At 56.6% G+C, this 21,468-nt stretch carries 23 protein-coding genes and 1 pseudogene; 19 read left to right on the forward strand and 5 right to left on the reverse strand.

Annotated elements, in window-relative coordinates; translation table 11 throughout:
* Positions 1-153 precede the first annotated feature (153 nt).
* The 5 genes and pseudogenes from VPH41_RS18925 (at position 154) to VPH41_RS18945 (ending at position 4,683) form a co-directional block, all read left to right on the forward strand.
* Positions 154-1,269 carry a DUF3667 domain-containing protein gene (locus tag VPH41_RS18925; RefSeq protein WP_328571118.1) on the forward strand — a complete coding sequence of 372 codons (1,116 nt, stop codon included), beginning with the start codon at positions 154-156 and terminating at the stop codon, positions 1,267-1,269.
* A 501-nt stretch (positions 1,270-1,770) separates the two neighbouring features.
* A pseudogene (locus tag VPH41_RS18930) lies at positions 1,771-1,884 on the forward strand (IS1595 family transposase); the annotation flags it as partial.
* Between the two features lie 744 nt (positions 1,885-2,628).
* Entirely contained in the window at positions 2,629-3,366 is a 738-nt protein-coding gene (locus VPH41_RS18935) for a hypothetical protein (RefSeq protein WP_328571119.1), read from the forward strand.
* A complete protein-coding gene (locus VPH41_RS18940) occupies positions 3,363-3,977 on the forward strand; it encodes a hypothetical protein (protein ID WP_328571120.1) in 615 nt (204 codons plus the stop codon). Before VPH41_RS18935 ends, VPH41_RS18940 begins: the two co-directional genes overlap by 4 nt.
* 10 nt (positions 3,978-3,987) lie before the next feature.
* A complete protein-coding gene (locus tag VPH41_RS18945; protein WP_328571121.1) occupies positions 3,988-4,683 on the forward strand; it encodes a hypothetical protein in 696 nt (231 codons plus the stop codon).
* Between the two features lie 904 nt (positions 4,684-5,587).
* Here the strand turns inward: VPH41_RS18945 and VPH41_RS18950 are convergent.
* From VPH41_RS18950 to VPH41_RS18965, 4 genes are all read right to left on the reverse strand, one after another.
* Positions 5,588-6,766, reverse strand: a complete 1,179-nt coding sequence (locus tag VPH41_RS18950; RefSeq protein WP_328571122.1) for a hypothetical protein — start codon at positions 6,764-6,766, stop codon at positions 5,588-5,590.
* An 809-nt stretch (positions 6,767-7,575) separates the two neighbouring features.
* The gene (locus VPH41_RS18955) at positions 7,576-7,791 is read right to left on the reverse strand and encodes a hypothetical protein (protein WP_328571123.1); all 216 of its coding nucleotides are present in this window, start codon (positions 7,789-7,791) and stop codon (positions 7,576-7,578) included.
* Entirely contained in the window at positions 7,788-8,849 is a 1,062-nt protein-coding gene (locus tag VPH41_RS18960; RefSeq protein ID WP_328571124.1) for a phage portal protein, read from the reverse strand. Before VPH41_RS18960 ends, VPH41_RS18955 begins: the two co-directional genes overlap by 4 nt.
* The gene (locus VPH41_RS18965) at positions 8,846-10,657 is read right to left on the reverse strand and encodes a terminase ATPase subunit family protein (protein WP_328571125.1); all 1,812 of its coding nucleotides are present in this window, start codon (positions 10,655-10,657) and stop codon (positions 8,846-8,848) included. Before VPH41_RS18965 ends, VPH41_RS18960 begins: the two co-directional genes overlap by 4 nt.
* A 134-nt stretch (positions 10,658-10,791) precedes the next feature.
* Between VPH41_RS18965 and VPH41_RS18970 the strand changes: the two genes are divergently transcribed.
* The 14 genes from VPH41_RS18970 to VPH41_RS19035 all read left to right on the forward strand — a co-directional run bounded on the left by VPH41_RS18970 (position 10,792) and on the right by VPH41_RS19035 (position 20,261).
* Complete coding sequence (locus tag VPH41_RS18970) at positions 10,792-11,577, forward strand: GPO family capsid scaffolding protein (RefSeq protein WP_328571126.1); 786 nt, start codon at positions 10,792-10,794, stop codon at positions 11,575-11,577.
* A gap of 49 nt (positions 11,578-11,626) precedes the next feature.
* Positions 11,627-12,646 carry a phage major capsid protein, P2 family gene (locus VPH41_RS18975; protein ID WP_328571127.1) on the forward strand — a complete coding sequence of 340 codons (1,020 nt, stop codon included), beginning with the start codon at positions 11,627-11,629 and terminating at the stop codon, positions 12,644-12,646.
* Positions 12,646-13,362 (forward strand): phage terminase small subunit, encoded by a 717-nt coding sequence (gene gpM / locus VPH41_RS18980; protein WP_328571128.1) that lies wholly within the window; start codon positions 12,646-12,648, stop codon positions 13,360-13,362. The genes VPH41_RS18975 and gpM overlap by 1 nt, the downstream gene beginning before the upstream one ends.
* Positions 13,363-13,470: 108 nt before the next feature.
* A complete protein-coding gene (locus VPH41_RS18985) occupies positions 13,471-13,974 on the forward strand; it encodes a head completion/stabilization protein (RefSeq protein WP_442906290.1) in 504 nt (167 codons plus the stop codon).
* Positions 13,974-14,186, forward strand: coding sequence for a tail protein X (locus VPH41_RS18990; RefSeq protein ID WP_328571129.1), 213 nt, complete (start codon positions 13,974-13,976; stop codon positions 14,184-14,186). Before VPH41_RS18985 ends, VPH41_RS18990 begins: the two co-directional genes overlap by 1 nt.
* Positions 14,187-14,250: 64 nt before the next feature.
* Positions 14,251-14,622: a hypothetical protein gene (locus VPH41_RS18995; protein ID WP_282406127.1), complete on the forward strand. Its 372-nt coding sequence runs from the start codon at positions 14,251-14,253 to the stop codon at positions 14,620-14,622.
* On the forward strand, positions 14,622-15,182 hold the full coding sequence (locus VPH41_RS19000) for a glycoside hydrolase family 108 protein (RefSeq protein WP_328571130.1): 561 nt from the start codon (positions 14,622-14,624) through the stop codon (positions 15,180-15,182). The genes VPH41_RS18995 and VPH41_RS19000 overlap by 1 nt, the downstream gene beginning before the upstream one ends.
* Complete coding sequence (locus VPH41_RS19005; RefSeq protein ID WP_328571131.1) at positions 15,179-15,691, forward strand: lysis system i-spanin subunit Rz; 513 nt, start codon at positions 15,179-15,181, stop codon at positions 15,689-15,691. Before VPH41_RS19000 ends, VPH41_RS19005 begins: the two co-directional genes overlap by 4 nt.
* Positions 15,675-16,163, forward strand: a complete 489-nt coding sequence (locus tag VPH41_RS19010) for a phage tail protein (protein WP_328571132.1) — start codon at positions 15,675-15,677, stop codon at positions 16,161-16,163. Before VPH41_RS19005 ends, VPH41_RS19010 begins: the two co-directional genes overlap by 17 nt.
* Positions 16,160-16,627, forward strand: coding sequence for a phage virion morphogenesis protein (locus tag VPH41_RS19015; protein WP_328571133.1), 468 nt, complete (start codon positions 16,160-16,162; stop codon positions 16,625-16,627). The genes VPH41_RS19010 and VPH41_RS19015 overlap by 4 nt, the downstream gene beginning before the upstream one ends.
* Before the next feature lie 327 nt (positions 16,628-16,954).
* Positions 16,955-17,785 (forward strand): hypothetical protein, encoded by an 831-nt coding sequence (locus VPH41_RS19020; protein ID WP_328571134.1) that lies wholly within the window; start codon positions 16,955-16,957, stop codon positions 17,783-17,785.
* A 177-nt stretch (positions 17,786-17,962) separates the two neighbouring features.
* Positions 17,963-18,613: a phage baseplate assembly protein V gene (locus VPH41_RS19025; protein WP_328571135.1), complete on the forward strand. Its 651-nt coding sequence runs from the start codon at positions 17,963-17,965 to the stop codon at positions 18,611-18,613.
* An 8-nt stretch (positions 18,614-18,621) separates the two neighbouring features.
* Entirely contained in the window at positions 18,622-19,020 is a 399-nt protein-coding gene (locus VPH41_RS19030; protein ID WP_442906291.1) for a GPW/gp25 family protein, read from the forward strand.
* On the forward strand, positions 19,017-20,261 hold the full coding sequence (locus VPH41_RS19035) for a phage late control D family protein (RefSeq protein WP_328571137.1): 1,245 nt from the start codon (positions 19,017-19,019) through the stop codon (positions 20,259-20,261). Before VPH41_RS19030 ends, VPH41_RS19035 begins: the two co-directional genes overlap by 4 nt.
* A gap of 41 nt (positions 20,262-20,302) precedes the next feature.
* Here the strand turns inward: VPH41_RS19035 and VPH41_RS19040 are convergent, their stop codons facing one another.
* Positions 20,303-21,463, reverse strand: a complete 1,161-nt coding sequence (locus VPH41_RS19040) for a hypothetical protein (RefSeq protein WP_328571138.1) — start codon at positions 21,461-21,463, stop codon at positions 20,303-20,305.
* Positions 21,464-21,468: the final 5 nt, after the last annotated feature.

The following is a 21,468-nucleotide window of genomic DNA, read 5'->3' on the forward strand; positions in this document are numbered from 1 at the left end:
CACGCGCAAGATTCAGATTCAAGGCCACTCGCTGTTGGCGCTGAATTGGCACGCACCCGGCTGAGCAAACCGATTGCCGTTTTTGCCAGTATTTACTTGAACATACAGGCGCCTTGTTGCACAATCAGCCATTTTCCTGGTGAGAGATGCGCGATGAGTGACTTGAAAGCAGCCGGCGCCCTGACGATGGCAGGTGTGACGTCCAGCGAGATCGAGGGCGATAACACGCCGCAGCGGGCCAGTGCCGCGCCCATTGCGAACTGCGCCAACTGCCAGGCGCCGCTGGGCGGCGCGTTTTGCCAGGCCTGCGGCCAGTCGGCCCACATCCACCATTCGCTGCTGCACCTGGCCGAAGAAGTCATGCACGGCATCCTGCACTTCGACGCCAAGGCCTGGAAGACGCTCCCGCTGCTGGTGGCCTTTCCGGGCCGCCTGACGCGCCGCTACATCGACGGCCAGCGCAAGAACTATGTTTCGCCGCTAGCGCTGTTCCTGTTCATGGTCTTCCTGACCTTCTTCATCACCTCGTTCGGCAGCGGCAAGCTTCTCAGCCGCGACGCCAATATCGCCTCGCTGACCAACCACGCCGCGTCTGCCAAGCTCCGGGTCGAGCGCAATGAGCAGGCGCTGGCTGAGGCCCGCCAGGCCAATACCGGGGTCGCTGGGGTCGAGAAGGCGCTGGCCGTGTCGCGCAAGCTGCAACACGAAGCCGAGCAACGCCTGCTGTACGTCGTATCGCCCGAAAAAGTGAACCGTGAGGAGGCCATTGAGCTGAGAGAGCCCGGCTGGTTCGACAAGACTGTCTCCAAGATCGCATCCAGCCCACCCAATCCCGACGCCGATTTTCCGGAGCTGGAAAAAACCTTTCGTCATGCCGCCGAGAATCCCGAGTTGGCGTTTTACAAGCTCAAGAACACGATCTACAAGTTCTCGTTCCTGCTGATCCCGATCTCGCTGCCCTTCATGTGGCTAATGTTTTTCTGGAAACGCGACGTGACCATGTACGAGCATGCGGTGTTCGTGCTGTACTCGCTGTGCTTCATGTCCTTGCTGTTTACCGTTTTGATACCGCTATCGATGCTCAACCAGGGCTGGCTGATCGGATTGCTGGTGTGCCTAGCGCCGCCCCTGCACATGTTTCTGCAGCTACGCGGCACCTATAACCTGGGCAAATGGGGCGCACTGTGGCGTACTTGCATACTGCTGGTAGTGGCCAACATCGTGTTTTGCGTGTTCATTGTGCTCGTGTTGATGAAGAGCGTGCATTAGCAAGTACGAGGACAGGTCTGCTATTCGGATACGGACTGATGCGCTTGCTGTACAAGCTGGCTCAGTTGAAGACCTAATTGGAACCACGAACGCGCGCCCTCGGTGCGAGGGGCTGCCGCACAGCGGCAATGGTTGGAGGATTCGGGGCAGGCTGGGCCGTTAGGCCCAGCCCTTCGAATCTCACACGCAGGGCGCGAAGGCGCGCTGCTCGTTTCAGGCAGGCAATAAAAACCGCCTTGGGGTGGTTTTTTATTGCCTAGCGGAAGCGGTGTAATGCAAATATCTATGTTTTATGCGGCTCTCAAGCCGCCATACGCCAACCATACCTACCACGCTACCTAACGATAAAAATCGCCACAAAAAGTCTTTGTGTGCCTGCCCCCTTGGCGATTTTGCTATGCAAATCAAATGCAAGCTGAAATGGCGCGCAGCCGCATGGCCGCGCACATGGCATGCTGGGTTCCTTGATCGCCCCACGCAACCGGTAAGGGCTGCATGCGCGGCGCTGTCCATGTGCAGAACGTGAATGCGTATCACGGCCGCCTGCGGCAATAGCTGCCTGCGTTTCATGGCGTGGTGACGCGCTACTTGCCGAACTACCTGGGATGGCCCCGGAAACATTATTGAAAGCCACGCTGAGCGATTTCCGGCACTTAACGGTGACATAGCTCTTTTTTTCGTACACCGGACGGTTGTGTAGAGATGACCTCGTTGATAAGCTACGGAAGGACCTCCGAAATGCACTTAACGCGGTTAGCGTGTGTGTCCGACCGCGAAGCCGCTATAATTGAATTGATGGTTTATGCATTGGGCTGCGGTGCGCCAGAAAACTGAAATACTGTGCACGAAAAGCGACGTGTCGTTATAGAGCGGCGAGAAAGTGTAGGCACATGTGCTAGCTGGCACGCCGGCAGGGGAAATCAGCTTCATCATAGGTGCGCGCGAAAGTGCGCGCGACAAACACAAGAAGGAACCAAGTATCCCAGCAATTGTGTGGAGGTAACGCGTAGAACTGGCGGAGCGGCGCAACGTCAAGATAGTGGCGATTTGCCTTATCGCGCATGAAATCGATACACCCGCTGGTGTCAAACCCACGAGGTGGCACTTGCTTACTAATCGGACCGCCGCCACCTTCGACGAGGTGATCAAGCTGATCAACTGGTACCGTGTGGATTAGAAAACTGAGAGGTCTTCCGTCTGTTGAAAAGCGGATGCAAGGTCAATGCGATGCAACTGTCTATCAAACTGGCGGCGATTCACGCTACCCATTGCTTTTATAGACGCACGACAAGTTTTTTTCGTCGAAACAAGTAAGACTTCGATGTGGCGTGTACAATTATCCAAAAATAGGAGAGTTCCATGGCATTGCCCGAAATTACAGGGTGGCAAACGGAGTCGCTACGGGTTACGTTGATCGCAAACGAACCGGTGATGGCGGCAGGCAAAAATTGGTTTAAAAACGCTACCGGAATTGATCCGCATCAAGTCACCCACAAACCATCCACCGCCGAATACTCAGAGTCTGCTCCTTTCCTAAAAGGTCAGCTTGAGCTCAGGGTAAGCTTTAATCGCGTTGATTGGCTATACACAACAGAAGAACCCCATGGGCCAGTTTTGCCCACGCTCGGGGATGCTTCAGAGGTACTAACTTCGCTAATTGAACCGATCGAAAAATGGTTAAACAACGACGATACTCTGTTTGTTCGAGCAGCGGTTGGCCCGGTTTTCTTTTATGCGGTTGACAAGCCCAGCCAAGGCACTCAAACCCTTCTTGCGTACTTACCGTTTCTCCACATCGATCCTGAAGCGGCGAGAGAAGTATTCATGCAGATTAATTTTCCATCTGTGTCCAAGAAAGTTGAGGGCTTGGAACTAAATCGACTGTGCAAATTCAGGACAATAGGTGTGCAGATTATCAACGTAGCTCCTGGTAACTCATTCCCGTCTATGGCTCCAAGATTTTTCTGCCGTGCCGAACTTGATTTCAGCACTGATGGAATGCGGACTATTCCACTGCCCGCAGCGAACCGTATGGATCTCGTCAATGAGTTGCATGTAGCCTGTAGAGAAATATTGAATGTTGGTGTTGGACCATGATTATCTCAACAACAACAGACACTTGCCCAGATTCCTTTGGCCAGCAACTAGCACATAATTTTCAATTACTGTCTACGGATTCTTCGCCGAGCGTTGATGAGTTATCAAGCGCAAATTGCCATATCTGGCTGGAGCACCCCAATACGCGGATGTCTAGTAAGCAGAAAAATTTCACTGTTACCTTAATTTCTCACACAGCCCCCTCAGATTGTCAAAAAAATTGGAGGGGAGTATCGGAACATTCGGTGAGGAATTCCAATGTAGTATGCGATTACCAACGCGAACGCACACCCTCTGCAACTAGCTCTAAAACAGCTGCCAAAATGATTTCCATCTGGGAACTTAGCGGCCAAGGTAAATTGGCATCGTTCTACGTGGTCTATTATGTAGAGCAAAGCTTTAAACTTCGAGAATATGAGCAGGTGAATAGCCTATTAGCCGAGGTAGACGTTAAAAATCTTACAGAGTGGTCAATGATTGCTTTATTGCGCTCATCATTCAGTGCTCGATCATTTTTGCCGGCCTGGCAGGACCTACTTTCATCGGTGCGCGCAAAGTTGCAAAATGATGGTAAGAATACTGATAGGTTACTGCGTGGACTAAATCGTTAAGTATGTAAATATGGAAGTAATCCTCGACAAGGTCACTCAGAATTTTCCAGAAGATTTGCAACTTGCTATTGTTATAGCAGGCACGCCTATAACCAGGACTGACGACCAACGACATGCAGGTTTTGTGGTTAGGTCAGACGATGGGAGGCTGTGGCTTTTCGATCTGGCATGGCATAACATTTTCCGGCAAACGGAAATCACTCATGAGTACGCTTACCTTGTATCCGATTTTCTTGACCCCTTTGAGGCCAACGCGGTAATCGGGTTTCTTGCTAACCTTTACAACGAGAACAAGGGAAGACTCCCGTACAGTATTAACTACGAAGACGGGGAGTACTTCGATGCAACGACTGGTCAGTGTCTAAAAACCGAACTAGGCCAAGGACTAACTTGCGCAACGTTCGTTCTTGCGGTTCTAGCACGTTATGGAATTGAACTTATAGATATATCAACTTGGCCAAAAACTGAGGAAAATAAGCAGTGGCAAGAACAAATTTTAAAAAAGCTAATAGATACAACTCGCCCCCCCGACACAATCGACACATTCCTCACGCAATTTTCGATGGTTGGTTCCGTTCCTCGAGTCCGACCTGAGGAAGCTGTTGGCGCGGCTAGCTGCTTCCAAGAAGAAGCACTTCATTTTAATGTGGTATCCCCCGCAGCGGCGAAAGTAGTCGAGGAACTCAATAGACTTGGACTATCTTAGCACTTTCATCTATCTTGCCAAAAATTTAAAAGTGACGTCAATTCTCCTAACCGATACCCTGCCAGACTTAATTTGTTTTAACACCGCTTGCTTCCCGTAGTCACAATGCACTATGGGAGGTGCGAAAAAAAATAACAGCTTACAAAGAACAGAACTTTTAGCACTTCAACGAGCAAAGAACACTTCTTAGCGACTGAACGAGACCGATATGGGAACGCGAACCGTGTGACTACGAAACAGTCACACCAGCGCACGAAAATCCGCCCCATAGTATTACTCACAGGAAAAATCCGCTCAAAGTGCGTCAAAATGCGTCAGAACGCACGCCCTCTCGTCGCCCCCGCGCGCCAGTCCTCAGGGCGCGAGGGTCAGGTCTGCCATTCAGACACGGACTGATGCGTGGGGTGCTGTAGAAGCTGGCTCAGCTGAAGACCTAATTTAACCACGAACGCGCGCCGCAGGCGTGCGGGCCTGCCGCGCAGCGGCAGCGGCAGCGGCAGCGGCAGCGGCAGCGGCAGCGGCAGCGGCAGCGGCAGCGGTTGGAGGATTCGGGGCGGGCTGGGCCGGTAGGCCCAGCCCTTCGAATCTCACACGCAGGGCGCGAAGGCACCCTGCGTGTGAGATTCGAACTCACGAACAGTTTAATCCGTCGCTAGTTTTCAAGTCTTCAAAATACTTCATACATTTCAGATACTTACGCTCGCCCTTGTTCCGCACGCGATGTTTTTCCACCACCTTACAACATACTGTTTTCACCGCCTCACAGGGACAATGCGGAAACTATTTTTTTGTGCAACGGTGATCTGTACAGCCAGCATTTAACCTGTAAATCGACCATGTTCGCAGCTACATCATGGCGAGTCAGGCCATTTGAAACTGCTTGCAGCGAGCTGAGCAACGCAGCTTACTTTTTACCGGGTTCCGGCTTCGGTGGGACCACCACAGTCGGGGGTACTATTGGCGGGTTATCCACAACAGGGGCAACGATCACGGTCTGTGCAGGCGCCGCTGCAGCATTGCCGGAAAGAACGCTTCTGGTTGCGTCAACTTTCGCCTGCTCTTGCACCTGGGTCTGTTCGACCTTTTGCTCCGCAACCTGCTTATCCAAGGTGGCCATTGAACTCTTTGCTGTAGCATCGATACTGGCATTGACAATGCCTACCTTCTTCCTCAATTCGCTGATCTCAACTTTCAGGCTCTCAGCAATGGCCTTATCCTCGCTAGCGCTAACTTCACTAACTTTCGTGTTAAGCCTGGTTATTTGGCCCAACAGGTCGTCCCTCTGGCTGTAAAGGGAAACGAAACTAGCGCGCACCCGCTCCAGCTCGACTCGCGTTTTGGTGGAATCATCCGCCAATTGCTGAAGCTTGTTTACACCGGCCATGATCGAGCATCCTTCGTCATAGCGGGTCATATCGCTCATTGCATCGGATATCGAATATGCGCGATAGTTTTTGCTCATATTCGATTGAATTTGGATACGCAGTTCCGATCTGAGCGAAATAATAGCGGAACGCATGGCAGAAAACGTTTTTTCAAAATAGAAGGACTGGTTGAAATTGTCTATCGATTTGTTGGTGACCAAGTTGGTCAACGCCAAGGCGGCAGCTGTCGGCGGCGCGCTCGTTGCGATGGCGGCAGTGCTACCGGTTAACACATCGTTCAAAGTGCCGCGCAAGGAATCAACTGAGGTCTTATTGGCAAAAGCGCGACCGAGGAAGTTGCTGCAGTTTTGATCTGCTACGCTCATCAGGTACGCAATATAAACATCCCGTTTATAAGCGAGTGCGGCATTTCCCCCATCGATCGTCGTCGATGTCAGTTTGAAGTACGGCAGCAAGGTGTCCTTATCGACTGAGCGATAGAGACACTGCAGGTCCGAATCCCGCTGAAATCTTTCAGTTGACTGCGGCTTAGCCCTGTCGCCACTACTGTCGAGACACCACACGTCAAAGTTCTCGTTTTCAACCAACGACAGCGCTGTCTGGACATTTTTCTTTTGCGCGAAAACTGTGCGCTCCGGCCGTAAGTAGACATCTGCACTGGCACAGCCGGTCAGCACCGTCAAGGCAAGTACGATCATTGAAACGCAACGAAAAGACATAACACCCCCGTTATTTGAATTTTGAGTATTTCAGGCGCACGTCATCAGCCGAACTCTAGTTAGCCGATAATCAACAGACTACCCCAGACTTATCGATTTACCAACTACCTCTTATCGTAGAAATTTTTGCTCGCGCTGACGAAAAACAACGACGGACTACACGTCATTTTGGTAGATGCCCGGAAATTGCTCGGAACGAATGACGATCATCCCCACCAGGGCAGCGCCGGCGCGCTGCACCGTTTGCTGATGATCACCAGCGGCTCCCACGCTAACGCCAACCCAGCCACCGGGTGGCAGGCATGAACAAGTTGGTGGCCCCGCAGTTGCTCACCAATTGACTCGACGCTGTAGTTCTCGGTACGCTCTACTACTTCTGCACGGTCAGTGAATCAAAAATGGAGACGGTCCGTAGGGCTACAATACATCCCTGCCAACGCAAAAAAATGCCATTCTCACGCCGTCGCACCACCCGCACGAAAAAACGCTCAAAGTGCGTCAAAATGCGTCAAATCGCATGCCCCCCCCCTTCGCCCCGCCGCGCCAGTCCTCATGCGCCTTCGGCAATGGCGCAAATTTGAGTCAAAAGACCCCTATATAGCGGGCAGGTGTGGAGGGGGGACAACTGCGCGCGCCGGGCCGAAATGGGCTTTTTTCTTGCATCGACAGCAACATCAATCGTCTAGACGTGAAAAATCCGCCTCGTGGGCGGCTTGTGCGGTGACTAGGAAGCGCTGGCGTGGCTGGGCTGTCGCAGCCCTGCCCTACCGACTATCGCGGCGTGGCGCTCATCCTGGGCGGCCGGCGCGGGCCTTAGCCGCCTGCTCCTTGTCGTAGCCGTCGCGGCAATCCACATCGCAGAACAGCAGCGCGGGCGCCAGCGCCTCGTCGCAGTAGTGGCAGCAGCCATGCGCTACCAGGGCGGGCCGGCGACGCACGGCGGCCAGGCCGCGCGCGACTTCGGCAAAGATGATCTTGTCGGTGTTGTCGACGTGATCGCTCATTGCGTGCCCTCCCCGCCCGTGGCCAGGTCATACGGGGCGAAACGCACCACTTCCACGCCGGCCCACTCGTTGATCGCTTCGAACTGCGCCTGGAGCGGCACCAGCTCATTGCGGGCGAACACGCGCGCGGCAGGTTCCACGGCGCCGAAGCCGCCGGCATTGTTCGGCAGGATGCCCATCAGCTGCGGCGGCACGCGGTGCGCGGCCAGCTGGTCGTCGCGCGTGACGCTCTTGATGTTGAAAAACTCGTCTTTCGCGGCCACGTCCGACACCGGCAGAATCTGGATGCCGTCCTTCTTGCCGTTCGGCGCATACATGAACAGGTTGCGGAAGTTGCCCGGCCCCTTGCTGTCGCGCATGGCCTGGCGCAGGTTGTCCACGTCCTGCGTGTTGGCGGCCGCGTCCGTCATGTAGAACACGAAACCGGCGTGCGAGCCGTTCTTGTAGTACTTGCGGCGGAACAAGGTGGCCGCCTCGTTGAGCCAGGCCGATTGCAAGGCGCTCAGGTACTGCGGCACGCCATACAGCTCTTGGTTGACGTCCGGCTCCATCAGGTGAAACACGCGGCCCTTGTCGAACTGGTGCACGGCCTGGTAGCCGTTCACGAAATAATAGGTATCCAGATCGACGCCGCGCCGCATGTACTTGGCCAGCGCATGCTGGTAAGCCAGCGCCTTGCCGCTGCGGCTGGGGCGGTCTTCCAGATAGGCATTGCCGAAGGTCAGGAAGTCCAGGGCCATGCGCTTAAAGGCGTCGCGCGACAGGTACTTGCTGGGGATCAGCGTCGACGCCAGCACGTTGGCCTTGAAGTGGATGGCGCTGCTGTGGTGCACGCCGGCATTGAAGGACTTGGCCAGGCCGGCCAGGTTGACGGGCGGCTCATACCAGTGGCCGTTCTTCCAGCACTCGAAGCAATCGAGAATGTCGGCGTGCTCGAGCACGGGCGTCGGGTCGCCGAAGGAAAACGCCTCGATGCCGGCGGCGGCCGGTGCCGTGGCCGCTGGTGGTTCGCTCTGCGCCTGTTGGCCGCGCGCGCGCAAGTGTCGTGCTTTGCTCAAGAATAAATCTCCATGAAAGAGTGGTTGTTTTCAGTAGTGCCTTCGAAGGGCTCGTGATCGAGGGCGTGCATGCAGGCCCACGCCAGGTCGGCGTGGCCGGTTTCATCGCTGCGGCCGGCGACATAGGTCACGTGCCGCCCGCTGGGGGTGAGGGTCTTGCGGATGGCCATGAACGATTGCGCGATGTCCGTCCAACCGGCGTCAAACTCCAGGCGGACTTTGCTGATGATGTTTTTGGCCTTCAAGACCATGCGGGTTTTGACTTCGGGCGAGTAGTTGATCGCCGTCGCAGCCGGGAAGAACTGGCGTACGATGGGGGAAACGCCGATGCCCATGCCGGTTGTGTCGATGCCGATGTATTCGACGTTGTAGCGCTGGGTCATCTGGCGAATGGCCTCGGCGTGGTCCTTGAAGTCCTGGCCGCGCCACTGGTGACGCTCCAGGATGCGGAACTTGCCGCCGGCCGTCATGGGCGGGGCCAGCACAACACAACCGGCGCTGTCGCCGTTCAAGGCTGGGTCGTAGCCGATCCACACGGGCCGGTTGCCGAACGGGCGCAGGCCCAGCAACGGCTTGTAGTCGTCCCACTCGACCCAGGAATCGACCATGCAGCGCTGCAGCTCGGCCAGCGGAAACACCGAGGCCGAGTCGTCAATAAAATTGCACATCAGCAGGTTGTCGAACTGGTCCGGGCTGTATTCGAAGTTGCGCAGCTCGTCGATGTCGAACAGGTTGCAGCCGCCGCGCTCGGCGTCGAGGATGGTGACGATCTGGCGCCAGATCTTGTCCTCGCCCGTGTAGCCCGACGAGAGGCGGCCATGGCTCACGTCGATATTGACCTGGTCCGCCTTGGCGCGGCGCTTGTTGAACAGCTCGCCCATCCAGAACGGGTAAGCCTGGTGCGTGGTCGAGGACGGCGTGGAAAAATAGTTCTTGCGCCACTTCTTATGGATGGCCATGCCCGAGGCCACCTTGTTCAACTCCTGGAAATTCTGCGTCCAGAAGAATTCATCGAAGTAGAAATTGCCGTGGTAACCCTGCGCCGTGCGCGCATTCGTGCCCAGGAAATACAGATGCGCGCCGTTCGGCAGCACGATGGGGTCGCCCGTCAGCTCGATGCCGGCCGCCTCGCGCGCGAATTGCACGATGTATTGCTTGAAGACGTGGGCTTGCGACTTCGACGCGGACAGGAAGATCTGGTTGCGGCCCGTCTGCATCGCGTCGGCCAGCGCCTCGCGCGCAAAATACCAGGTGGCGCCGATCTGGCGGGACTTGAGGATGGCGCGCGTGCGCTGGTCGCCGTTGCGATACCAGACCTTTTGATAGTCGAAGAGCGAGTCCTGAAAGGCGTCGAGCAGCTGGATTTTCTGTTCTTCGCTGAAGTCGTTGCGGGTCGGCTTCTTCTTCGGTCCCGCATTGCGGTTCGCCAGCTTGGGGTTGAGATCGACCTCGTTGCCGCCCGGCTGCTCATAGCGGCGCACGCGCGCCATCTGCACGATGGTGCGTGCCAGCAAGTCGATTTCCTTGTAGTCGCTACCGCTCTTGACCTCTTTTTCGATCAGCTTCACCAGGCGCAGCTCAGCCGACGCTTCCACGTGCTCGATGGCTTGGGCCTTGTCCCATTCGTCGCGCTCTTTCCAGCTATTGATGGTGCTGCGCTTGAGCCCCAGGTGACGGGCGATGGACGAAATGCGCCAGCCCTTCCAGTACAGGGCGCGCGCGGCGCGGCGCGGCTCGGATTCGGGCACGGCCAGTTCGCCGATGATTCCATCGACGGTTTGTTCGCTTGTTTTCTCGATTGTCAGCATGCCGCCAGCGTAGGCCGCGCGCGCGGAGCGGGGGAAGGCAAAAGTCGCTATGGCCCATAGCAACCCGCACCGCATTGAATCGCAGCGCCAAGACGTTGACCATGGCGTTATCCGATCAACCGAGAACGCCCACCATGTCCAAATCGAAATTCTTCCGCGTCGCCACCGAAGGCGCCACCACGGACGGCCGCAACATCGACCGCGCCACCATCGAGCAGATCGCCGCCACCTACAACCCGAAAACCTACGGCGCGCGCATCTGGCTCGAGCACATTCGCGGCATCCTGCCCGACAGCCAGTTCAAGGCTTACGGCGACGTGATCGCCGTCAAGGCCGAGGAAGTCGACACCGACAGCGGCAAGAAACTGGCCCTGTTCGCGCAGATCGAACCCACGCCGGAACTGGTGGCCATCAACAAGGCGAAACAGAAGCTCTATACCAGCCTGGAAATCCAGCCCGATTTTGCCGACTCGTCGCAGCCCTACCTGGTCGGCCTGGGCGTCACCGACAGCCCCGCCAGCCTGGGCACCGAAGCGCTGCAATTCTCCGCCAGCCGCAAGCTGCAAAGCACCAACCTGTTCACCTCCGCCGTCGAGGTGACGCTGGAGTTTGAAGAGCAGGGCATCAAGCTGGCCGACGCCGTGAAAAACCTGTTGTCGCGCTTTTCGCATAAATCCGGCACCGACGCGGCGCAGTTCGCCGACATCAGCGAAGCCGTGCAGGCGCTGGCCGGCCACGTCGTCACCGCCAACGACAACTATGCCGACGCACTCAAGCGCCTCGATGCCGCGGAAAAAGCGCAGAAAGCGACCCAGGACGAGCTGGCCACCTTCAAGGCGCAGATGGACGAAGCCCCCGGCAACGGCCCGCGCCGCCCGGCCGCGACCGGCAACGACGGCGCCGTGCAGACCGAGTTTTAAGCGCCCGCGCCATCCACCAACACCCCATTCAACAACGGAGCAATGATTTATGAAAAAGCAAACGCGCCAGGTCTTTGGCCAATATGAAACCCGCCTGGGCCAGCTGAACGACACGGACAACGTGGCCAAGACCTTCAGCGTCACGCCCAGCGTGCAGCAAAAGCTGGAAACGAAGATGCAGGAATCGAGCGAGTTCCTGTCGAAAGTGAACATCATCGGCGTGACCGAGCAGGAAGGCGAAAAGCTGGGCCTGGGCGTATCCGGCCCGATTGCCGGCCGCACCAACACCAAGGACAAGGAGCGCAAGACGCGCGACCTGTCCACCCTGGACGGCACCAAATACCGCTGCGAGCAAACCAACTTCGACACGCATCTGAACTATGCCAAGCTGGACGCCTGGGCCAAGTTCCCCGACTTCCAATCGCGCGTGGCCAATGCCATCCTGACGCGCCAGGCACTCGACCGCATCGTCATCGGCTTCAATGGAGTCAAAGCTATGGCCGACACCGATCTGGACGCCAATCCGCTGCTGCAGGACGTCAATAAAGGCTGGCTGCAGCACCTGCGTGAACTGGCGCCCGAGCGCGTGCTGGGCCTGGTCGCCAACGGCATGCCGGGCAAGGTGGTCATCGGCGACGTGGACGGCGCCGACTATGCCAACCTCGACGCGGCCGTCACCGATGCCGTCAACCTGCTGGACCCGTGGTATCAGGAAGACACCAATCTGGTGGCCATCGTCGGGCGCAAGCTGTTGAACGACAAGTATTTCCCGCTGGTCAACACCAAGCAGGCACCCACGGAAACCCTGGCGGCCGACATCATCATCAGCCAGAAACGCATCGGCGGCTTGCCGGCGGCGCGCGTGCCCTTCTTCCCAGACAACGCGATCCTGATTACGCGTTTCGACAATCTGTCGATCTACTTCCAGGAAGGCGCGCGCCGCCGCCGCGTCGAGGACGTGCCCAAGCGCGACCGCATCGAGAATTACGAGTCGTCGAATGACGCCTACGTGATCGAAGACCTGGGCCTGGCCGCGCTGGTGGAAAACATCGAGCTGAAAGACAAGTGATGGCGAGCCAATCCCCCGCCCTGCGCCACCGCGCGCGCATGCTGGCCGAGCGCACGGCCGGCGCCGCCGCGCCGCAAGGCGTCACCACCGGCACGGCCTACGAAATGATGCTCTACAAGCTGACCGACGACCGTCGGCGCCTGAAATCCATCCAGTCGGTCGAACGCAAGATCGAGGTCAAGGCCATTTTGTTGCCCGATTACGCGCAGTGGATCGACGGCGTGCTGGCTGGCGGCAAGGGTGCGCAGGATGACGTCTTCGCCACCCTGCTGGTGTGGCACATCGACACGGGCGAGTACGAGCGCGCCCTGGTCATGGCCGCCTACGCCCTGGAGCATAAGTTCACCCTGCCCGACACCTACAGCCGCGATATCGCCACCCTGATGCTGGACGAGTTCGCCGAAGGTTACCTGCACGGCAAGCTGGCCGCCGATCCGCAGCATGCTGCCCAGGTGCTGGGCCGCGTGGAACAGTTGACGGCCGCCAATGACGCGCCCGACCAGGCGCGCGCCAAGCTGCACAAGGCCATCGGCCTGGCCATGATCGCCGTGCTGGACAAGGCCGACGACACGGACATCGCCCCGGCGCTGGTGGCGCAGGCGGAAACGGCCATGGCCCAGTTGAAACGTGCGCGCGCCCTGTCCGAGTCGTGCGGCGTCAAGAAAGATATGGAACGGCTGGAACGGCGCCTCAAGCGCGCGGCCGGTTCCACGTAAAGGGCATCCCCCGCAGCACGGCGGCACGGGGGGATTCTGGTCAACGCATTGGCAACAATCTCGGCCTGATGAACCCCGTCCACCGCCCACTTTTTGAAAGCGCCCCGTATGTCCTTCATGGCCCTGCCCCCGTCCATCCCACCCGGCGCCACCCCGGCGCAGCCAGCACCGGCCGCCGGCACCATCGAGAACGACGGCTGGTTTCCCGACATCCTGCTCACCGATATGCGCGACGCCATGCGCCTGGATGGCACCGTCACCGACGCGCGCCTGGTGCAAGCCGTGGTCGACGCCATCCTGCACGTCAACCGCGAGCTGGCCGACTGGCAGGCCGCGCATGCGCAAGCAGGTATCGCCGCCCTGGTGGACGTGCCTGCCGCGCGTATCAACCGCGAGTCCCGCTTGCTGGCGCAGTACCGGCGCGCCGTCTACAGCACGGCGAAGGCCGATCTGATCGAGCGTTACCGCGACTACGACAGCACGGCCACGTCCGTCAGCGACAAGAAAAGCATGGAATGGCTGGACGAAGCGCCCGGCGCGCAGCGGCGCAATGCGCAATGGGCCATCGCCGATATGGTCGGCCGCACGCATCTCACCGTGGAATTGATCTGATGCAGGTGCGCACGCAGCAGCACGACACGGTGGACGCCCTGGTGTGGCGCTACCTGAGCGACGGCGCGGGATACGTCGAGCAAACCCTGGAAATGAATCCCGCGCTGGCGCGCCACGGCGCCGTGCTGCCGGCCGGCCTGATCGTCACCCTGCCCGAGCCGGCGCCCAGCGCGGGCCAGGTGGCCGCGGACATCGTGCAGCTATGGGATTAACGCAGCAATCCACCCTTTATCCATCATGAAAAATCTCTCACCCCTCACCTCGGAGTATCAAGCAATGTCCGCAGAATCGTTTGGTGGTTTCGCCACCCTGGTCAAACTGTACGGCTTCAAGGCGGCGCTGGGCATGGTCGGCGCGGCCATGCTGTACATCGTACTGCCGCCGCTGAATGCCGACGGCACCTTCAACAAGGGCGAATTCGTCGCCCGTCTGGCTTGCGCGGGCGTGTTCTCGTGCCTGCTGGGCGGCACCGTGTACCAGCTGCTATGCGCGCAACTGCCCAGCATCGGCGCCATGGTCAACGCCTCCGCCATCGACCTGATCGTCGGCGCGCCCGGCTGGTGGGTTTCGCGCGCGGTGGCCCTGTGGTTCCAGCGCCGCAGCGACAAGGACATTGCCGAACTGGTCAAAGACGCAAAGGAACACTGATGGCCACCACCGATAATTCCCTGATCGCACGCGTCATCGACGCCATCCTGCGCGCCGAAGGCGGCTATGTGAACGACCCGCAAGACAAGGGCGGCGAAACCAATTACGGCATCACCGTGGCCGTGGCCCGCGCGAATGGCTACGCGGGGCCGATGCGCGATATGCCCGTGACGGTGGCGCGCGCCATCTACACGGCCCGCTACATCACGGAACCGAAGTTCGACCAGGTGCTGGCCATCCATGCCGGCATCGGCGCCGAAATGATCGACACGGGCGTGAACATGGGACCACACCGCGCGGCCGAGTTCTTGCAGCGCTGGCTGAACGGTTTCAACGACACGGGCGCGCGCTATCCGGCCCTGTTCGTTGACGGCCGCCTGGGCGAACAGTCACTGGGCGCGCTGGCATCCTTCTTGAAATGGCGCGGCCAGGACGGCGCCACCGTGCTGCTGCGCGCCCTGAACGGCTTGCAAGCGGCGCGCTATCTGGAAATCACCGAAGCCAACAAGACCCAGCGCCGTTTTCTGTTCGGCTGGATCAAGGAACGGGTGGCCATGTGACCGCGACCACCTGGCGCCCGCTGGCCGCTGTTCTCCTGTGCGGCGCCATCGCGGGCTGGACGGCGCAGGGCTGGCGCAAGGATGCCGTCATCGCAGCACTGCAGCGGGCGGCCGCTATCCAAACATCCACCGCCGCCACCGAACTGGCCCAGGCCACCGCCCGCGTGCTCACGCTGGAGCGCGCCGCCGGCGCCGCCCTGACGCAGCGCGCCGACCACCTCACCCAGGAGCAAACCCATGCGAAAACCGAGCGCGACCGTTTCAATCTTGATGTGCGCAGCGGCGCTGTGCGCTTGTCAATCCCCGTCGCCAGTGGCCAGTGCGCCGCAGGTGCAAATTCCACCGCTGCCGTCGGCCATCGGATTGAAGCGCGCGCCGAACTTGAGCCAGTGACTGCGGCAGCTCTTGACGCCATTGCCGGCGACGGCGACGACGCCACCCGCCAGCTGAACGCCTGTATCGACGCCTACAACCATATCCGCGACTCCTACCATGTACAAACCGAATAGCCTGCGCCAGCACCTGGCCGCCGCCATCCCCGACCTGCAGTGCGATCCCGACCGTCTGCTGGTCTTCGCCGACGAGGGCAACGTGGTGGCGTCGGCCACCGCCTCCCTCTCCTTCGAATACCGCTTCAAGCTCAACCTGATCGTCACCGACTACGCCGGCGACGCGGATGCCATCATGGTGGCCCTGATCGCCTGGCTCAAAGTCCACCAGCTCGATCTGATGGCAAACGAAGAAACGCGCAAGCACGGCATCGCCTTCGAGGTGGACTTTAATAACCATGAAACAGTCGACATTTCCATCAAGCTGGACTTGACCGAGCGCGTCGCGGTCAAGACCGGCGAAGCGGGCCGCCTCGACATCAAACACCTGGCCGAGATACAGCACATGCCCGCGTATGCAGACGAGTTCTGGAAACTGTACGCCGGCGAGAAACTGATGGCCGAATGGCGCACGCCCGAGGCCACAGCATGAGCGACAACCTGCATGCCCTGGAAGCCTGGGCCGGTGCCCTGCTGGCTAAGCTGCAACCGGCCCAGCGCCGCGCCATCAATCACAAGGTGGCCATCGACCTGCGCCGCAGTCAGGCGCAGCGCATCAAGGCGCAGCAAGGGCCGGACGGCGCGCCCTACACTGCGCGCAAGAAGCGCAAAGAATTCAAGGAGAAGAATGGGCGGATCAAGCGGCAGAAGGCGGCGATGTTCAACAAAATCCGCACGGCGGAATATCTCAAAGTGCATGCAGATCCTAGCCAGCTGACTGTCGGCTTTGTAGGTAAAGTGATGTCCATCGCCCGCGTACATCATGAGGGCTTGACAGAAAACGTCACAAAGCGGGGTCCCAAATACAGCTACCCGGCCCGCCCGCTCTTGGGGTTAAATGAAGCGGATCGAACATTGATCCGTGCATCCCTACTGCATCATATGGAACAGTTCTAAGAAAGATTGATTGGAACTTCAAATGGAAAAAAGTTATCATTTACGGTACAGCTGTGCGAATTTCCGCTAATATCCGGAAATTACGTTGATTAAACCATAGCAAACACAAATAAATGTCCAATGATTGCCATGGCCAATCTCCCTTTGAATCCTTCTATGCATTTTTTACAAATTAGATCGAATCAATAAAAAAATTTCAGGGAATTTTGAAGAATTGCATAACTAATCCATCACACCAATGATGTCAAAATTATATTGCCAATCAATAAAATATCTTATTGGTGGCGCATGAATATCAAAAAATAATTTCCTTTTAAAGTTTAAAAAATGTCATCAAAAAATAAAATATATCTCGACTATAATTTAGTTGCATATTATTTTGATAAGTCAAATATACCTCTTTGTGAAAAAATTGACTTAATGAAGGGCTATTGTGATTTTCCATATAGTCCAGCACATCTAGAAGAGATAGCTGTCCCAATTATGCAAAATCACAAAGATAAAAAACCCTTAGATTCTGTATTAACACTGGGAAGTGAAAAATTAAATAGTTTATCCGAACTAACAAATAATCTAGCTTTGGCACCTCAAAGAGAAAAATGCACCACCTTTATCCGAGAAAATCCAATCGAGTGTATCAAAAGGGTCATGATAAATTATGATCTAAATGAGAACATTGAAATAATGGAGGAAGCGTTTTTACAGAAATGCAAGGATCTCGATCCTACCGGAAAAATTGCCAATAGAATTTCCAATCTCCCCATAAATTTCCTAAATGAAACACATTATGGAAAGGATTTAGAATTAAAGTTACATTTTGACTTGTTGGCAGCAATATCAGCACGAAAAGCAAGAGTAACTGAATTTCGTTGGCCTTACATTTCAACGTCTCATCAATTACTTGAGAGAACCTTAGAAATGGCATTTAATTTTCTTGAGGAAATTCGCTACAAACCAGAGAAAGTTTCAAAATCCAGATCACGAATGCATGATGTGACCCACGCGATCTATGCTGCATCGACAGACTACCTTGTTTCAGGTGACGATAGATTTCTATCAAAAACAAAAGTGGTTTATAAATATTTCGGAATAGAGACTAACGTAATCAGTTTGGATGAGTTTCTCAACCTAAAACATCCTTTGCCGAATATGCATTAAATCAGGGAGATACCACTAGTCTGGATAGATATAAAATCTAACCTGGCTTTACACAGGGTCAACGAATAATTCCGATTTATTTGCCCACTGTCTAAATCACTGCATTATCGATAGCTGTAGGCACTAATCAGCTTATCAACCCGTCCCCGCGTGCATCCGCACGCGGAGTGCGGCAACATGCACTGCATGAACGCCGACCTGTCCGACCTCCTCCGCTTGCTGCAAAACCTGATCCGCCTGGGCACCATCGCCGAGGTCAAAGGAGCCAAGGCGCGCGTGCGGCTCGGCCCGACTCTCACCACCGAATGGCTTAAATGGGCCACACGGCGCGCCGGCAGCACCCGTACCTGGTCGGCGCCGACTGTCGGCGAACAAGTGATTGTCTTTTCCCCCGGTGGCGACCTGACGCGCGGCATCATCGTGCCCGCGCTGTACTCGCAGGCATTTGACGCGCCCGAAACCAGCGACAGCATCCACACCACGCACTACCCTGACGGCGCCGTCGTGCAGTACGACCACGCGACCCATGCCCTGACGGCCACCTTGCCAGGCGGCACCGCCACCGTCACCGCCGACAAGGTGACGTCGAACGCTCCCAGCACCATTTGCACGGGAGACCTGACCGTCATGAAAAACCTGATCGTCAACGGCGCCACCGCGCTGAACGGCGGCGTGAACGCCAAGGTCGGCGCCGCTGGCGGCGTGGCCATGGCCGTGCAAGGCACGATCAAAGCCAGCGAGGACGTGCTGGCCGGCGCCATCAGCCTGGCCAAGCATCCGCACGGCGGCGTCAAGGCCGGCGGCGACAAGTCGGGCGGGCCGCTGTGATGCTGGGCATGCACGCCGCCACTGGCCGCCCCCTGTCCGGGCTGGCGCATATCCTGCAGTCCGTCAGCGATATCCTGACCACGCCTATCGGCTCGCGCCTGATGCGCCGCCGCTATGGCTCGGAAGTGCCCGAACTGATCGACCAGCCCCTGAACAGCGCCACGGTGCTGCGCATTTATGCCGCCACCGCCTACGCCATCCGCCTGTGGGAACCGCGCCTCAACCTGACCGGGCTGCAGCTTGAAACCGGCGAGGCCGGCGCGGCCAAGAATGCCGTGGGCAGCGTGGTGGGCAATGTGGTCGGCGGCATCACGTCGAAATACGGCGGCGTGGTCAGCGACATGAAAGACAAGATCGGTGCCAGCATCAGCGGCGCCATCGGCAGCGCGGCGGACAAGTTCAAATGAGCGAGCATATCCCCGCCTTCAAGGTCAGCATCGAGGACAAGGATTTGACGGCCATCGTCTCGCCGCGGCTGATTAATCTGACCTTGACCCTGTGCCGTAGCGACGAGAGCGACCAGCTCGACATTTCCCTGGACGACAGCGACGGCAAGCTGGCCCTGCCCCCGCGCGGCGCCCAGATCGCCCTTGCGCTGGGCTGGCAAGCGTCCGGCCTGGTGGACATGGGCAAGTTCACCGTCGACGAGGTGGAACACAGCGGCGCGCCCGACACCATCACCCTGCGCGCCAGGTCGGCCAACCTGATCGACACCTTCAAACAGCAGCAGGAACACAGCTTTCACAAGACTACCCTGGGCGCCATCATCGAGGCCATCGCCTTTCGCAACGAGCTGGCGTCGGGCGTGTCGGCGCGCCTGCGCGACACCGCCATCGAGCACATCGACCAGACCCACGAAAGCGATGCGGCCTTCCTGCGCCGGCTGGGCCGGAAATACGACGCGGTGGCCACCGTTAAGAACGATACCCTGCTCTTCATCCCCATCAACCAGAGCCGCACGGCCAGCGGCAAGGCGCTGCCCGTCATCCCCATCACGCGCGCCCTGGGCGACGGCCACCGCTACCACAGCGCGGAAAGCGACGCCTACACGGGCGTGCGCGCCTTCTGGCACGACGAGCGCTATGCGCGCCGCCGCAGCGTGGTGGCCGGCGTGCCCGGCAACAGCAAGCGCCTGCGCACTGCCTTCGCCAACGAAACGGACGCGCGCGCGGCGGCCGTGGCCGAATGGCAGCGCATCCTGCGCGGCCTGGCCACCTTTGAAATGAGCCTGGCCCTGGGCAACCCGGCCGTGTTCCCGCAATCGCCCGTGACCGTCCAAGGCTTCAAGCCCGAGATCGACGCCACCGAATGGTTATCGGTCAAGGTCACGCACAACCTGGGCGGCAGCGGCTTTACCACGCGGGTGGAGTTTGAAACAAAGACGGAAGCGGTCGAGGCAGAACGCGAGGAAGAAAAAGACCCGGACGAAGGCATCACGGGCGTGGTGGCAAAATGGAAGGACGTGGCGGCGAAGAAGAAAAAGGCGGGGCAGGAGATGGCCGGCGCCACCGGTATGCTAAAAACGCTGGAACATATTTACAAGAGCAAGCAGGCCGCGAGGCGCGCGGCGCTGCATGCTTGGAATCGTATCAAAGAAGTGCGCGACATTATCCACGAAAACAGCAACGACCATCGAAAACCTTCTTAAAGCTGTAGTTCTAACAACATGGAAGTATTATCTATCTACGCTCACGCCGTGTGTTCTTTTCGATCTGAACTTGACTTCAGCAAAAGAATATTCGCTTCATGGTCAATTTTATTTAATTTAATTTCACTGAATGATTTAGAATTCTTGAAATATAATATCTCAACAAACTCCAATAATACGTCTACAATACCTAACCAATCAGGAGGCGCTTTACTTAAAGAATCCGCATGAATTGCACGAAAATGAACAGAACGATTCCTGAGTTCATAAATCGATTTAGCAATTACAGTTGCAAGATCAGAACCATTTTCAGAAATATTTAAACAAATTTTTAATTTCTCTAAAATTTCGTTAGGGGCATCAGACATTAGATGAGTCAAAGATTCAATTTCTGACCGCCGCCACCCTAAATGCAATTCAAGCTTTTTCGCAACTTCCATTTCTGATTGTACAATACCGAGATCGCCACATAGAATTGAAATTTTTGGCAAAGGAAATAATTGCTCAATACAGCGATAGATATCTAAAAATGCAGAATCCCCTCTGTTTTCAGTTAGCATTCTAAATAATAAGTGGAATGGCGCCTTTTCATCTGGATTCATCACCATTTTCGCCAATCTCTCCAGAGTATCGACATTCCAATCTAACGGCCGAGCGGCTCTAGCATCCAACAAAGCAGCAAGAGCAACACGATATTCCATTCCATATTCAGAAATTAAAACACTGTCTTTACGTATCTCAAACAGCTCTACCTTTGCAAAAAATTTCTTTACCGACTCAACATCAATCGCTATAAATTTATCCGCCTTATCCAAAGGAGGAATAAAAATATGCTCAAGCAACGCATATTGTAAATCAGGCTTATCTAGTAGAGGCAACTCCAAATCCGCCAAAAACAATGTTAAAGCACCAGAATTTGGAGAAATTTTAATCAAATCGGATCCTTTACAAGGATTAACTTCTATCCCGACACAAACAAGAAAAAAACGCTTCTCAAAATTTGCAATTGCGAACTCGGCTCGTGGCCCCAAGGCCAAGTGCGGCATCTTCGTAACCTTTGCATTCTTAAGCCAATTTTTTCCATCCTTGTCTGTTGAAATAGCACGCGGAAATTTTGCTTCCTCTACAGTCAACTTTTCACCGGCCACATCAGAAAGTCTTGCGAATAACCTATTATTTACCTCAATCATACTATTAGCCATAATAT

It is taken from the genome of Janthinobacterium sp. P210006, from assembly GCF_036231885.1.
GTDB lineage: Bacteria > Pseudomonadota > Gammaproteobacteria > Burkholderiales > Burkholderiaceae_D > Janthinobacterium > Janthinobacterium violaceinigrum.

What these genes read in the sequence shown, in the direction of transcription:
- VPH41_RS18925 (WP_328571118.1), top strand. Translation starts at nt 154, where the DNA reads ATGAGTGACTTGAAAGCAGCCGGCGCCCTGACGATGGCAGGTGTGACG.
- VPH41_RS18935 (WP_328571119.1), top strand. Translation starts at nt 2,629, where the DNA reads ATGGCATTGCCCGAAATTACAGGGTGGCAAACGGAGTCGCTACGGGTT.
- VPH41_RS18940 (WP_328571120.1), top strand. Translation starts at nt 3,363, where the DNA reads ATGATTATCTCAACAACAACAGACACTTGCCCAGATTCCTTTGGCCAG.
- VPH41_RS18945 (WP_328571121.1), top strand. Translation starts at nt 3,988, where the DNA reads ATGGAAGTAATCCTCGACAAGGTCACTCAGAATTTTCCAGAAGATTTG.
- VPH41_RS18950 (WP_328571122.1), bottom strand. Translation starts at nt 6,766, where the DNA reads ATGATCGTACTTGCCTTGACGGTGCTGACCGGCTGTGCCAGTGCAGAT.
- VPH41_RS18955 (WP_328571123.1), bottom strand. Translation starts at nt 7,791, where the DNA reads ATGAGCGATCACGTCGACAACACCGACAAGATCATCTTTGCCGAAGTC.
- VPH41_RS18965 (WP_328571125.1), bottom strand. Translation starts at nt 10,657, where the DNA reads ATGCTGACAATCGAGAAAACAAGCGAACAAACCGTCGATGGAATCATC.
- VPH41_RS18970 (WP_328571126.1), top strand. Translation starts at nt 10,792, where the DNA reads ATGTCCAAATCGAAATTCTTCCGCGTCGCCACCGAAGGCGCCACCACG.
- VPH41_RS18975 (WP_328571127.1), top strand. Translation starts at nt 11,627, where the DNA reads ATGAAAAAGCAAACGCGCCAGGTCTTTGGCCAATATGAAACCCGCCTG.
- gpM (WP_328571128.1), top strand. Translation starts at nt 12,646, where the DNA reads ATGGCGAGCCAATCCCCCGCCCTGCGCCACCGCGCGCGCATGCTGGCC.
- VPH41_RS18985 (WP_442906290.1), top strand. Translation starts at nt 13,471, where the DNA reads ATGTCCTTCATGGCCCTGCCCCCGTCCATCCCACCCGGCGCCACCCCG.
- VPH41_RS18990 (WP_328571129.1), top strand. Translation starts at nt 13,974, where the DNA reads ATGCAGGTGCGCACGCAGCAGCACGACACGGTGGACGCCCTGGTGTGG.
- VPH41_RS18995 (WP_282406127.1), top strand. Translation starts at nt 14,251, where the DNA reads ATGTCCGCAGAATCGTTTGGTGGTTTCGCCACCCTGGTCAAACTGTAC.
- VPH41_RS19000 (WP_328571130.1), top strand. Translation starts at nt 14,622, where the DNA reads ATGGCCACCACCGATAATTCCCTGATCGCACGCGTCATCGACGCCATC.
- VPH41_RS19010 (WP_328571132.1), top strand. Translation starts at nt 15,675, where the DNA reads ATGTACAAACCGAATAGCCTGCGCCAGCACCTGGCCGCCGCCATCCCC.
- VPH41_RS19015 (WP_328571133.1), top strand. Translation starts at nt 16,160, where the DNA reads ATGAGCGACAACCTGCATGCCCTGGAAGCCTGGGCCGGTGCCCTGCTG.
- VPH41_RS19020 (WP_328571134.1), top strand. Translation starts at nt 16,955, where the DNA reads ATGTCATCAAAAAATAAAATATATCTCGACTATAATTTAGTTGCATAT.
- VPH41_RS19025 (WP_328571135.1), top strand. Translation starts at nt 17,963, where the DNA reads ATGCACTGCATGAACGCCGACCTGTCCGACCTCCTCCGCTTGCTGCAA.
- VPH41_RS19030 (WP_442906291.1), top strand. Translation starts at nt 18,622, where the DNA reads ATGCACGCCGCCACTGGCCGCCCCCTGTCCGGGCTGGCGCATATCCTG.
- VPH41_RS19035 (WP_328571137.1), top strand. Translation starts at nt 19,017, where the DNA reads ATGAGCGAGCATATCCCCGCCTTCAAGGTCAGCATCGAGGACAAGGAT.
- VPH41_RS19040 (WP_328571138.1), bottom strand. Translation starts at nt 21,463, where the DNA reads ATGGCTAATAGTATGATTGAGGTAAATAATAGGTTATTCGCAAGACTT.